General features: G+C 64.3%; 13 protein-coding genes and 1 tRNA gene. 11 read left to right on the plus strand and 3 right to left on the minus strand.

Going from position 1 to position 12,346, the window contains the following annotated elements:
• Positions 1–1,650, minus strand: coding sequence for an arginine--tRNA ligase (argS, locus tag BJ994_RS09600; RefSeq protein ID WP_167993645.1), 1,650 nt, complete (start codon positions 1,648–1,650; stop codon positions 1–3).
• A gap of 162 nt (positions 1,651–1,812) precedes the next feature.
• Between argS and BJ994_RS09605 the strand changes: the two genes are divergently transcribed.
• From BJ994_RS09605 to BJ994_RS09645, 9 genes are all read left to right on the plus strand, one after another.
• Positions 1,813–2,277: an FMN-binding protein gene (locus BJ994_RS09605; RefSeq protein WP_342450340.1), complete on the plus strand. Its 465-nt coding sequence runs from the start codon at positions 1,813–1,815 to the stop codon at positions 2,275–2,277.
• A complete protein-coding gene (locus BJ994_RS09610) occupies positions 2,274–3,140 on the plus strand; it encodes an FAD:protein FMN transferase (protein WP_167993647.1) in 867 nt (288 codons plus the stop codon). The genes BJ994_RS09605 and BJ994_RS09610 overlap by 4 nt, the downstream gene beginning before the upstream one ends.
• Positions 3,141–4,637, plus strand: coding sequence for a ferredoxin--NADP reductase (locus BJ994_RS09615; protein ID WP_167993649.1), 1,497 nt, complete (start codon positions 3,141–3,143; stop codon positions 4,635–4,637).
• 100 nt (positions 4,638–4,737) lie between these two features.
• Positions 4,738–4,810 (plus strand) — tRNA-Arg (locus tag BJ994_RS09620).
• A gap of 96 nt (positions 4,811–4,906) precedes the next feature.
• Complete coding sequence (locus BJ994_RS09625) at positions 4,907–5,638, plus strand: DUF4129 domain-containing protein (RefSeq protein WP_167993651.1); 732 nt, start codon at positions 4,907–4,909, stop codon at positions 5,636–5,638.
• On the plus strand, positions 5,635–6,138 hold the full coding sequence (locus BJ994_RS09630; RefSeq protein ID WP_167993653.1) for a hypothetical protein: 504 nt from the start codon (positions 5,635–5,637) through the stop codon (positions 6,136–6,138). Before BJ994_RS09625 ends, BJ994_RS09630 begins: the two co-directional genes overlap by 4 nt.
• Positions 6,135–7,112 (plus strand): AAA family ATPase, encoded by a 978-nt coding sequence (locus BJ994_RS09635; protein WP_167993655.1) that lies wholly within the window; start codon positions 6,135–6,137, stop codon positions 7,110–7,112. The genes BJ994_RS09630 and BJ994_RS09635 overlap by 4 nt, the downstream gene beginning before the upstream one ends.
• A gap of 76 nt (positions 7,113–7,188) precedes the next feature.
• Positions 7,189–8,475, plus strand: coding sequence for a DUF58 domain-containing protein (locus BJ994_RS09640; protein WP_167993657.1), 1,287 nt, complete (start codon positions 7,189–7,191; stop codon positions 8,473–8,475).
• Positions 8,472–9,005 carry a hypothetical protein gene (locus BJ994_RS09645; protein WP_167993659.1) on the plus strand — a complete coding sequence of 178 codons (534 nt, stop codon included), beginning with the start codon at positions 8,472–8,474 and terminating at the stop codon, positions 9,003–9,005. Before BJ994_RS09640 ends, BJ994_RS09645 begins: the two co-directional genes overlap by 4 nt.
• Here the strand turns inward: BJ994_RS09645 and BJ994_RS09650 are convergent.
• The gene (locus BJ994_RS09650; RefSeq protein ID WP_167993661.1) at positions 8,983–9,564 is read right to left on the minus strand and encodes a DinB family protein; all 582 of its coding nucleotides are present in this window, start codon (positions 9,562–9,564) and stop codon (positions 8,983–8,985) included. The two genes, BJ994_RS09645 and BJ994_RS09650, sit on opposite strands and share 23 nt — an antisense overlap.
• An 87-nt stretch (positions 9,565–9,651) precedes the next feature.
• Here BJ994_RS09650 and BJ994_RS09655 point away from each other — a divergent pair, with 87 nt between their 5' ends.
• On the plus strand, positions 9,652–10,638 hold the full coding sequence (locus BJ994_RS09655; protein WP_167993663.1) for a helix-turn-helix transcriptional regulator: 987 nt from the start codon (positions 9,652–9,654) through the stop codon (positions 10,636–10,638).
• 33 nt (positions 10,639–10,671) lie between these two features.
• Positions 10,672–11,355: a DNA alkylation repair protein gene (locus BJ994_RS09660; protein WP_167993665.1), complete on the plus strand. Its 684-nt coding sequence runs from the start codon at positions 10,672–10,674 to the stop codon at positions 11,353–11,355.
• 7 nt (positions 11,356–11,362) lie between these two features.
• On the opposite strand, the gene pip is transcribed toward BJ994_RS09660, so the two are convergent.
• Positions 11,363–12,301, minus strand: a complete 939-nt coding sequence (gene pip / locus BJ994_RS09665; protein ID WP_167993668.1) for a prolyl aminopeptidase — start codon at positions 12,299–12,301, stop codon at positions 11,363–11,365.
• Positions 12,302–12,346 lie beyond the last annotated feature (45 nt).

The raw sequence follows: 12,346 nt of genomic DNA on the forward strand, positions 1-12,346 counted from the left end.
TTACATCCGCTCCGGTGCCGAAACCCCAAGGAGCCCGAGCCCGTTGGCGAGTACCTGTTTGGTTGCATTGTTGAGCCACAGGCGAGTGCGATGCACGTCCTCGACAGGAGCGTCACCGATGGGTGAGATCCGGCATGCGTCATACCAGCGGTGGTACGTTCCCGCGATCACTTCGAGGTGGCGGGCCACACGATGCGGCTCGCGGAACGTCACTGCCTGAGCGACGACGCCGGGGAACTGGCCGAGGGCGGCCAGCAGTTCGCCTTCGGTGGCGTGGGACAAAGCAGCGGCATCGAACGCACTGGTATCCACACCGGCCGATTCCGCGTTGCGTTGAACAGCGTGGGTGCGCGCGTGGGCGTACTGAACGTAGAAAACGGGGTTCTCGTTGCTTCGCTTGGTGAGCAGATCAAGGTCGATGTCAATATTGGAATCGGCGGAGAACCGGGCAAGAGTGTAGCGCGCCGCGTCGACCCCGACGACGTCAACAAGGTCCTCAAGCGTGACCACTGTCCCGGCCCGTTTGGACATGCGGACGGGCTGTCCGTCCTTCATCAGGTTCACCATCTGACCGATCAGAACCTCGACGGTGTCCGGGTTATCGCCCAGGGCCGCGGCAGCCGCCTTCAGACGTGCAACATAGCCGTGATGATCCGCACCGAGCATGATGATGTTCAGGTCGAAGCCGCGCTGCCGTTTGTTGACGAAATACCCGATATCACCAGCGATGTAGGCGGGACTGCCGTCCGACTTGATGACCACGCGGTCCTTGTCATCACCAAACTCGGTGGACTTCAGCCACCAGGCCCCTCCCTCGAAGAAGAGGTTCCCCGATGCTTTCAATTGTTCCAGCAGTCCACCGACGAAGTTGTCGGCAAACAGCGAATGCTCGTGGAAGTAGACATCGAAGTCAACGCCGAAATTATGGAGGGAGTTCTTGATGTCACCGAACATCAGGTCGACACCCACAGCGCGGAACCGCTCAAGCGCCGCGTCGGCTGGCAGTTCAAGGATGTCAGGGGCGATCTGCAGCACCCTGTCCTTGATGTCGACGATGTAGTCACCGCCGTAACCGTCCTCAGGTGTGGGGTTGCCCTTGGCACTTGCGTAGAGCGACCGGGCAAACCGATCGATCTGTGCTCCATGGTCGTTGAAATAGTATTCCCGCGTAACTTCTGCCCCTTGGGACTGAAACATCCGGGCGAGCGCGTCGCCGACGGCCGCCCAGCGAACACCGCCCAGGTGAATGGGGCCCGTGGGATTGGCAGAAACGAATTCCAGGTTAATCTTCGTGCCGATCAACGCATTGGAGTTTCCGTACGCTGGCCCCGCCTCAACGATTGTCCGTGCCAGTTCGCCGGCAGCGCCCGCCTCCAGCCGGATGTTCAGAAAGCCGGGCCCGGCGATGTCGACCGAGGCAACGCCGTCGAGCCCTTCGAGCCTCCCTTTGAGGATCTCGGCGAAGGCCCGCGGGTTCATCCCCGCCTTCTTGGACAGCTGCAGGGCGATGTTGGTGGCCCAGTCGCCGTGCTCGCGGCTCTTGGGCCGCTCGACTCGAACTTCTCCCGGCAACTCCACAGAGATTTCGCCGGCGGCGACGGCGTCTTTAAGGCATGAGGAGATTGCTGAGGAGAGTTCTTCGGGAGTCACCTCTCCAGCATAACGGCGCGGGTCTCTTCCGCCGGATTCTGTGACGGACGCCCAACTCGTATGCTTATCCACCCGTCCGCGGACCGGGCCGAACCGAATTGAACGCACTAGCGTTATGTATTTGATGCTGCGCTTCCCCCATTGACCTTCTTAGGAGACTCCGTGAGTAATGCCGTGCCGAAGCCGATTTCCCGCTGGGCCCTGACCACCCTGGCTGCAGCTTCCCTGCTCGGCTCAGCCGGATGCGCGGCGACGCCCACCCCTGCACCGGGCGCCGAGGGCGGCTCCGGGGAGACCTCCTCACCGGCCACGGACGGCGCGGAAGCACGTGCCTATGCAGACGGCACCTATACGGCCACCGGCTCCTACCAGACGCCAGGCGGCGAGGAATCCATCGGGGTAACGGTCACTCTGGAGTCCGGCGCTGTCGCCGACGTTTCGGCCGAGCCCATGCCAAGCAATCCCACCACCGAGCAGTACCAGGGGAAATTCAGCAGCGGGATCAAGGACGAGATTGTCGGAACTCCCATCGACGAGCTCAACGTGAGCAAAGTCTCCGGCTCCTCCCTGACCAGCGGAGGGTTCAAGGAAGCCATCGATCAGATCAAGGGTGAAGCCGCACAGTGAGCCCTGCAGCGCTTCAGCACAGCGTGAGGTTCGAGGCGATCGGCACCACCTGGCAGATCGATACCTTAGCTGAGCTGAGTGCTGGGGCGCGCGCCGCCGTCGTCGGGCTCGTTGAAGAGTACGACGGCGTGTACTCGCGGTTCCGGGCGGACTCGCGCATTGCGGGTCTCGCCTACGGGGGGACGGTGGAGCTTCCGCCCCATGGCGAACACCTCGGTTCGCTGTACCGGACCCTGTACCGGCTCACCGAGGGGGCAATGTCTCCGCTGGTCGGCGGCTCGCTGGAGCAGTTGGGGTACGACGCCGACTATTCCTTCACCCCGGCCGGCAGCCCATGTTCCGCACCGGTATGGGACGAACGCTTCGACTGGACCGGCAACGTCATCAAGGCGCAGGCGCCGGTCATCCTTGACGTCGGTGCCGCGGGCAAAGGGCAACTTGTGGATCTGGTGTCGCAGACGCTGAAGGCATTCGGTTATGCGGAGCACACCGTCGATGCCGGTGGGGACACAATTCATCACGGGTTACCTATAACGGTTGCGCTTGAGCACCCGTACAACACCGGCTCAGCGATCGGCGTCGTCCCGCTGGCCGATCAGGCGCTCTGTGCGTCTGCCTCCAACCGGAGGCGCTGGAGCGACGGCCTGCACCACGTACTGGATGCAACAACCGGCCGATGCGTGGATAAGGTGGTGGCAACGTGGGTTTTGGCGGGCGACGCACTGCACGCAGATGCGCTGGCCACGGCCCTCTTCCTTGTCCCACCCGAGATCCTCCTGGCGGAGTTCGACTTCGAATACGTCAGGGTGCACTCGGACGGGCGCGCGCAATTCTCGTCATCCCTGGCAGGAGCACTGTTCTAGATGTTCAGTCGACTCGATTCGCTTCTCGGGCGGATCACCATGTATCGTCTCGTCCTCGTCCTGCTCCTGATCCTTGCTTTTTACGCGTTCGGATTGTCGGCACTCGACCTCCTGGCCTTCACGCCGACCGAGCTGGGGGCGACACTCGCGGCGGCGCTCATCGCATCGTGGGGCGGCACCCGGATCATGGCGTTGATGCTCAGGACCCGGCCGCATACCGAGTCCTCCCTCATCACCGGTCTGCTGCTGTTCTTCGTGATGTTTCCCTCCGATACCCCTACGGGGGTCGGCGGAATCGCTCTCGCGGGACTGATCGCGGCGGCCTCGAAGTACCTCATGGCATTCCGCGGCCGGCACATCTTCAACCCGGCCGCGTTCGGCGCCGTCGCCGTCACCCTGCTTGGATTGAGCGCCGCCGCCTGGTGGGCCGCCAATCCGGCCATGCTGCCGCTGGTACTGATTTTCACCCTGTTACTGCTTTACCGGACACGGAAACTGTCTATGGGTGCGGTGTTCGTGATCGTCGCCGTCGGAATCCTGGTTGTGCGGCTCATGGCCGGTGGTACGTCGCCGACCGAAGCCCTGCAGCTCGTGTTCGGCTCGTATCCCGTGCTCTTTCTCCTTGGGTTCATGCTCACCGAGCCGCTGACGTTGCCACCGCGGCGATGGCAGCAGTTGCTGATCGCGGGCATAGTCGCCGTCGTTCTCGCCCTACAGATCAGTATCGGTCCGGTCTTCCTCGGCCCGGAATTCGCCCTGCTGATCGGCAACGCCGTTGCCTTCGCGATGGGGCAAAGACGCCGGATCCGGTTACGTTACACAGGCTCACGCCGGCTCACCCCGACCAGTACAGAGGTCCAGTTCACGCCGGAGCGACCGGTCCGGTTCCGCCCCGGCCAGTACATGGAGCTGACTCTGCCGCACGCGCGCCCCGACCGGCGCGGCCTGCGCCGCATCTTCAGCATCAGTTCCACGCCCGACGACGGCACTGTCCGCTTCGGTCTGCGCCTCTCCGATCCACCGAGCACCTTCAAAAACGCGCTCCTGCAGCTGAAGCCCGGGGCGCCTGTCGATGCAACAACCGTGGCGGGCGACTTTGTACTCCCCGACGATCCTTCGGTGCCGCTGCTGCTCTTCGCCGGCGGCATCGGCGTCACTCCTTTCCTCAGCCAGCTGGGAGCTAGCCACCCCTCATCCGAACGCGACATCGTGCTCGTCTACGTCGTCAGCAGCGCCAACGAGCTTGCCTATGCCGAGGAACTCGCAGATGCACGGGTTCACCTCTTCTGTCCGGATGATCCAGGCAAACTTCCTGCCACCTGGACCCGTGGAGGGGGCAGCTTTCCCACCGCGGAGGAGTTGCGCTCCCTGGTTCCGGATCTGCCGAAGCGCCGGGTGTACCTGTCGGGTTCGCCGGCCACCCTCGCGCGCGCCAAACCGCTCATCAGGGAGGCGGGCGGAAGGTCGGTTCAAACCGACGCATTCCTCGGGTATTAACCACCCCGGAGCAGGTCCGGAACAGCGTTTCGTTCAGCCAAGATTCACCTGCTAAGCTCAGTGAGTCCCTTCCGGCAGCTGGTCTAACCAGACATGCCGCGCCCTCGTAGCTCAGGGGATAGAGCGTCTGCCTCCGGAGCAGAAGGTCGTAGGTTCGAATCCTATCGAGGGCACTTTTCCTCCACCTCCCATCAGCCAATTCGGTGACCTCCGCCACACGGGCCTAGACTGATGCCACCAGCCGCGCAACGTGGGGAGGCTTGATTCAGATGCGCACGTTCCGGGTTATAATCGCTGATCCGCTGCTGGTTTTCGGAGTCCTCACCGTCCTCCTCATTGTCGTTGCTGCCGGGTTCGTGGGTCCGCTCACCGCGCTGTCTCCAGCCCTTGATCTGGATGGCGGCCAACTGCGGCCCAGTGCCGAGCCGAGCCCAACCGCCACCGAGGCTGTAGCGGATGAATCCACGGAATCCCCTGAGTCCTCGGGAAACAACGTCGCCTTCCTCGCCTTTGCGATTATCCTGCTGGCCATAGCCTTTTTCCTCATTCGGTTCCTGCTCTCGCTCAGAGGTGAGAGATACCGGACCGAAGACCAGCCCGACTACCTTGATGAGCACACCTCTCCCGAAGCCCGCGAAAGTGTCCGGCGCTCCGTCGTCGTCGGACTCGAAAGCGCCGAGGACGCGCTGTCCGGGCCGTCGGCGTCACGCGATGCGGTGATCGCCTGCTGGCTGGCCCTTGAGGGCGCGACGGCGGCTGCCGGAACTCCGCGCAAGCGGCAGGAGACCACGTCCGAATACACGACGCGAGTCCTGGCGACGTTCCGGGCGGCGTCCGACGACGTCGCTTTCCTTCAGCGCCTCTATCACCGGGCAAGGTTCGGCGGCCACTCATCCACTGCTATCAGCGACGCCGAGCTTGAGCGGGCCCGTGGCGCCCTGAGGAGCATCACCGTCGCGGTCGGAAGGGCAGTCCCCAAGAACGGTCCGGCCCGCACATGACGGCTGGACAGTGGCGGGTCACCGTGCTCCTGACAGTGCTTGCTGCGGGATTCGCGATCTTCCTCTCGCTGGACTTCGGGCATGCAGCGGTGCTCGTCACAGCGGCGTTCGTTGGCGGTGTGGTCAACGGCATGCTCGACAACCTCGATGCGGACCGACTGCCGGCTCTGAGCGCGCCGCCGCGGTCAAAAGGGCTGGCCGATGTGCAAGCCCTTGAGTTCTCGTTATCGGGGGCGCGCGCCGGTGTCGGTGTCCGGGCAGTCAACCAACTGGCTGAGATTGCTTCGACTGCGTTGGATGCCCGTGGAATTGAGCACCGTACCGTGAAAGGACCGTTGGGCGCCGTTCTTGGCAGCCATCATCTGAACGACTCAGTGACGCCCGTGGACACCCGGACGTTCGACGCCGCCATGGATCAGCTGGAGCAGATCCTCCGACAAGATCCGCAGCATGTGCCTAGCCACCGCCCGGCACCCCAACCAGAAAGGGATCATCGATGACCCAGAGTCTTACTCCCGAGGACGCCGCCACACGATGCGGCGACGTCCTGAGAGAAGTCGGGACGGTGGTCGTCGGAATGGACACCACCCTCAAGCTGGCACTCGGTGCGGTGCTCGCCGGCGGCCATGTGCTATTCGAGGACCTGCCCGGACTTGGCAAGACGCTGGCCGCGAAGACCTTGGCGCAGGCCTTGGGCCTGGACTTTCGCCGCCTGCAATGCACACCTGATCTGCTGCCGTCGGATGTGACCGGCTCATCGATCTTCGATCCGGCCGCCCGCAGCTTCAACTTTCTTCCCGGCCCCGTGTTCACCAATCTGCTGCTCGCCGATGAGATCAACCGCACCTCCCCCAAGACGCAGTCCGCGCTCCTGGAGGCAATGGCTGAGGCACAGGTTTCTGTCGAAGGACGCACCCTCACGCTCGAACAGCCCTTCCACGTCTTTGCCACGGCCAACCCCATCGAGTTCGAAGGCACCTACCCGCTGCCGGAAGCGCAGCTGGACCGCTTCCTGATCCGGGTCGATGTGGGCTACCCGGAAACCCAGGCCGAGCACGACATCATTCAGCGCCGTCTGAACCGAGGCTCAGAGGTGGCCGCGGTGCGCACGGTAGTGCAGGCCGCCGAGCTGCTGATGATGAGGGAGACCGCGAACGCCATCGCGGTGGATCCTGACGTCATCGACTACGCGGTACGTCTCACAGCCGCAACGCGTGCACACGACGCCGTCGACGTCGGGGCCTCCCCTCGCGGATCCCAGGCTCTGGTATTGCTCGGGCGGGCACTCGCGCTGATGGATGGCCGAACCTTTGTGCTTCCCGAAGACATCAAGCTCGCGGCCAAACCGGTCCTGGCGCATCGCCTCACCCTGACGCCGGGCTCGTGGGCACGCGGCGTGCGCGCCGAGGATACCGTCGCCGAAGTGGTGAATCGGGTTGCCACGCCAACCACCGCATCTGCCCGTGAACGGTAATCGAGGGTTTCGCCCCGGCGGTCAATGGAGCCTCGCAGCGATCACTCTGATGACCTGCCTCGCAGTAGGACTTTTCATGGGCAGGCCCGATGTCGCAGTCCTCGGGCTGCCGCTGGCTGTCGCGGCATCCTCGGGTTGGGCAGCTCTTCTTCGTAGCGGTGGCCGCAGACCTTCACAGAATGAGGGTCAACCCGTGACGTTCCGGATTAAGGAGGCCCGGACCGATTCCGACGACGGTCGGCGCACTTTTCATGTTGTCTCCGACGGACCTCCCGGCGCCGCGCTGATCGAGGCAGTCGCTCCGGGGCGCCCTGCGATCTCGGCCCTCATCCCGGTTGGCGGGCCATATGCCATCTCCGTACCGGTGCCGAGATCCGGGCGGGCGCGAGTGCTGTCTGCGGGCGCCGCCGTCGTCAGCCTCGACGGCATCATGCGTCAACCACCCGCCGAGCTCGACCCGGTGCACCTCACCGTCCTTCCCCGCGTGACTGAGACCCGCCTGCTCCCGCTCCCGTTCCGCCTGCGCGGACACACGGGCGAGCACACCTCGCGCAACAGCGGCGATGGCGGCGAGCTCCGCAGCATCGATGCCTTCCGACCTGGGGACCAGCTGCGTCGCATTGACTGGCGTGCAACCGCCCGGCAGTCAGCGGACCAGGATCGGTTGTTCGTACGCAGGACCTACGCGCACTCTGAAGCGGGCGTCCACCTGCTTCTCGATACAGCCTTTGATTATCCGTCCCATGTGCGTGCCTGGTTCCCAGTACGCAGCGTGCCTGTGGCAGGTGAGGGTTCGCTTCACCTCTCCCGGGAAGCAGCAACCCGCCTTGCTGCTTCCTATCTTTCTGTAGGCGACAAGGTGGGTCTCAACGAACTTTCGGGGAGGCACTGGCCGCTGCGCGCAGCAGGTGGGCACCGGCAACTGGAGATCATCCGGACGCACCTGGCACTCATGACCGCCAGTCCCCGAAGAGACCGCGCGTCCAGGGAAGCCGGCGTACCGGCGGGATCACTCGTCTACGTGTTCAGCCCGTTCACCGATGAGGAGCCCGCCAGACTGATGCGTGCGTGGCGGGCCGCCGGGCACCGGGTCATCGGGATCGATACCCTTCCTATCCTCGAAGGCAGCGCCGCATCGCCGTCGGGCCGGCGGGCTGTGCGGCTGGTCCTCCTGCACCGGCGGCAGGTACTCAATGGGCTGGCAGCGGACGGCGTACCGGTCTTCGGTTACCGGGGAGAGAGAATGCAGCCGGAGGCCGAAACGCTCGATACACTGCCCGGCCAGCTTCCGCTCGATGTCGGTCTCGCAACTCTCCGCGGCCCGGTGCGACGGGGAACCCACGCAGTCGGCGGACGCGCATGAGCGGCGGCCTGAACCAGGATATTGTTGCCGGACCGGTCCGGGACCTGGACATCGGTCCTTCACTATCCGCTTCCTGGTTGCGTGGTGGAACATTCGCGCTTGCGGCTATCCTCGGGTTACCGCTGTGGGATAACACGCCGCTCGTGGTGATTCCTCTGGCGCTCTTCGCGGCGTCCGTGCTTGTCCCGATGGTGTTGCTTCCGCTGGCTTCCCTGTTGCTCCTCGTCGGAAGTTACGCCGCGCTGGTGCCCCCTGGGTCCTGGGCGGTCTTCCCGTACGCAGCCGGTATCCACCTGCTGTTCGTGATGTTTGCTTTCCTGTTGGGCATTCCACGCCGAACGGACGTTAGCACCGCTGTTCTTCGACGCGTCCTCCTGCGGGCGGGCAAGATTCAGCTGCTGGTCCAGCCGACCGCCGCCGTCGCCCTGTTTGTGCAGGACTCCGGCACCCAGCCGGTGCTGGTGGCAGTGGCCTGCGCCGCGTTTGCGGCGTGGGCGTTCTGGCTTGTCAGGCTCCTGCGGCGGAAGTGACCTCCCCGGCGAACCTGTGGGCCCACAGATCCCTCAACAGCGCCATCTCGGAGAGGTGGTGGATCATTTCCCGGTTGATGTGCTGCACAAGGGCACCCATCGGCGCCTCTGCGAATGGCCCCTCAGCGGGACCCACCGCCCGCGACATCTCCTCAAGTGAAAGGTCCGACACAGCCCGCGACCAGTCCGCGTACATGACGTCCAGTTGCTCCAGCGCGTCCGCGGCCGTGGCCGGATAATGGAAGGTCTCGTAAGTGACCGGTGCCCCACCGAAGTGGGAGGCTAGGCGTTGGCCGAGCACGCCGACGAGGATGTGGCCGAACCGCCAGGCGATGGTAGTGACCGGTGCCGGTACCGGCTCGGGAATAGCGAACTCGATGACGTAGTCTCCCCCACCAACCTGCAGCGGTGCCGAGCCCATACCGCGAGGGCGTACGCTCCAGCATCCGGGCACCGGCTCCCAGAAATACTCCTCATCAGTCAACCCGTCCAGCCGCGGCCGCGCCTGATTCTCCCAGTGCCACTGAAGTTGGTCGGTCAGTTCCTTGCAGATGTCCATGAAATCTTCCCTTTCATCCGTAGCTGACTCGTAGCCTAAACCGCATTGCGGACAGTTGATGTCCGCATAAGTCGGTACGGTGATTCCATGTTGGAAACCTCCGCCCGCCTGCTACAACTGCTGTCCCTGTTACAGCTCCGCCGCGAATGGACCGGTGCGGCGCTGGCTGACCGCATGTCGGTGACCGAGCGAACGGTCCGGCGGGACATCGGCAAGCTACGAACACTCGGCTACCCCATTTCCGCCTCGCCGGGAATCGCCGGCGGGTACCAACTCGGCGCCGGCGCGCAACTGCCGCCGCTGCTCCTCGATGATGACGAAGCGCTTGCCGTCGCCATCGGGCTCAGCGCGGTCACCGCGAGTCCGGTTTCGGGCCTAGGTGAGGCGTCCGTGCGCGCACTGACCAAACTGGAGCAGGTACTCCCGGGCAGGCTTCGCCCCAAGTTCGCGGGGCTACGCACGGCAGTGACCCGCATGGCCGCCGCAAGCACTCCGGTAAATCCGGAAGTACTCACCGCGCTTTCCTCCGCAATCACCGAGCGCCGAGTGGTCGTTTTCCGGTACGCCAGGCACGACGGCGAGTCCTCCCGCCGCGTCGTGGAACCTGTCCGGCTGGTAGATACCGGGCGGCGGTGGTATCTGGTCGCCTGGGATACCGGCAGACAGGACTGGCGCACTTTCCGGGTGGATCGCTGCCAGAGCGTGCCTTCACCCCGTGAACGGTTTCCGCAACGGCCCCTACCCGCCAAGGACCTGGCCGCGTACGTGCAGAAGTCAATCACCCGGTCGCCGTACCGGCACGACGTCGTCGTGCGGATCTCCGCGCCGCTCACCGAGGTGGGCCCAATGATCCCGCCCAACGTGGCGGAGTTGGAGGACAGCGGTGGCAGCACGGTCATGCGCTTCGGCGCGGACTCTCTGGACTGGCCGCTGATGCATGTCGTGGCGCTTGGGTTCGAGTTCCAGATCCTGGAACCCCAGGAGCTGAAGGAACATGCCGTCGCAGCGGCTGAGCGGCTGACCAGGGCCGCGGTAAGTGATGATCGTAGCCAAGAGGGCGCGCGCCCGTCATAGGCTAAGACTCGGTACAAGAAAGAGGAGGTCGAGGTGGCTGAGACAACATTGACCCACACGACGGTCACCGAGGTGCAGGCCGAACTGGCTGAGCTCGAGGACCCAAAGGCACGCGCGGTGAACGAGAAACACGGCGACGACCATGGGGTTAACCTCGGCAAGTTGCGTGCGATCGCAAAGCGGCTGAAGACCCAGCACGAGCTCGCACGCCAGCTGTGGGCAACAGAGGACACGGCGTCGAGGTTGCTCGCGATCCTGATCTGCCGTCCGAAGGCCTTCGAACGAGACGAGTTGGACTCGATGCTGCGAGCTGCGCGCACGCCCAAGGTACACGACTGGCTGGTGGGTTATGTGGTGAAGAAGAGCACGTACGCGGAGGACCTGCGTCTGGCCTGGTTCAAAGATTCAGATCCGGTGGTTGCCAGCGCCGGCTGGGCGCTTACATCGGAGCGCGTAACGAAAGAGCCCGAAAGCCTGGACCTCTCCGGACTGCTGGACATCATTGAAGCGCAAATGAAGGACGCACCCGACCGCCTGCAGTGGGCAATGAACATGTGCCTGGCCCAGATCGGAATCACGCATGTGGAGCACCGCGCGCGTGCTCTTGAGATCGGCGAGCGCCTGGAGGTACTCAAGGACTATCCGACTCCCCCTGGCTGCACTTCGCCGTTCGCGCCGGACTGGATCAACGAGATTGTGCGTCGTCAGCAGGCATAGAAGCCGTTCACTCTGGAGCGAACCGGGCGACGGCGCAATCCACCTCCTCGACCATTCCGCTCCCGCCGTGCCCGTCCTGGTCGACGACCACTAGTTCCGCCGCGGGCCACGCCTTGGCCAGATTCCATGCGGTGGAAAGTGGTGAACTGACGTCCAGCCTCCCGTGGATGAGCACGGCAGGAGTGCCGGCGATACGGTCCATCCGGCCGAGCAGATCATCACCGCCGAATCCTGCATTGCGCCAATAGTGCGTCACGAGCGTTGCAAACAGCAGCCGAAACTCCGGTGACTGATGCTGGAGGTGCGGCGTTGCCTTGGGGTCCAGTGACATGTGGACGTCCTCCCAGGTGCACCATGCAAGAGCGGCTGCTTCCCGCACGCCGGGGTCCGGCTGCGTGAGCAGCCGGTGGTAGGCGTCTACCAGTCGCTCGCCCGGCTCGGCGTGGGCGGAGTCTGCGAATTGGTCCCACTCGCGTGGGAAGACCCTGCCCATGTCCTCCGTAATCCACGCCACTTCAGCCGATGACGTCGTCGTCACGGCCGCGAGGATCATCTCGGACACCCGGTCCGGATGGGTTTGCGCATACGCGAGCGCGAGGGTTGTCCCCCACGATCCTCCGTAGAGGAGCCACTGCCGCACCTGTAAGTGCTCGCGCAGAACTTCGATGTCAGCGACCAGCTCCTGCGTGGTGTTCGTGGATAGATCAGCTCCAGGGTCAGTTGCCAAGGGCCTGCTGCGACCGCAGCCGCGCTGCTCGATCCCTACGATGAGGAACTTCTCCGGGTCAAAGTGCTTCCGGTAGGCCGTCTTGATCCCGGATCCCGGTCCGCCATGGAGGTAGAGCGCCGGCTTTCCAGTTGGGTTCCCTGACGCTTCCCAAAAGGCCTCATTACCGTCCCCCACGGGGAGCATTCCTGACTCAAACGGTTCCACGGGACCAGGCATTCATCCAGCCTACGCGGATGCCCGGTACGCCAGAGTAAACTTGGA

Origin of the sequence: Arthrobacter pigmenti (assembly GCF_011927905.1) — a bacterium.
Taxonomy (GTDB): Bacteria; Actinomycetota; Actinomycetes; order Actinomycetales; family Micrococcaceae; genus Arthrobacter_D; species Arthrobacter_D pigmenti.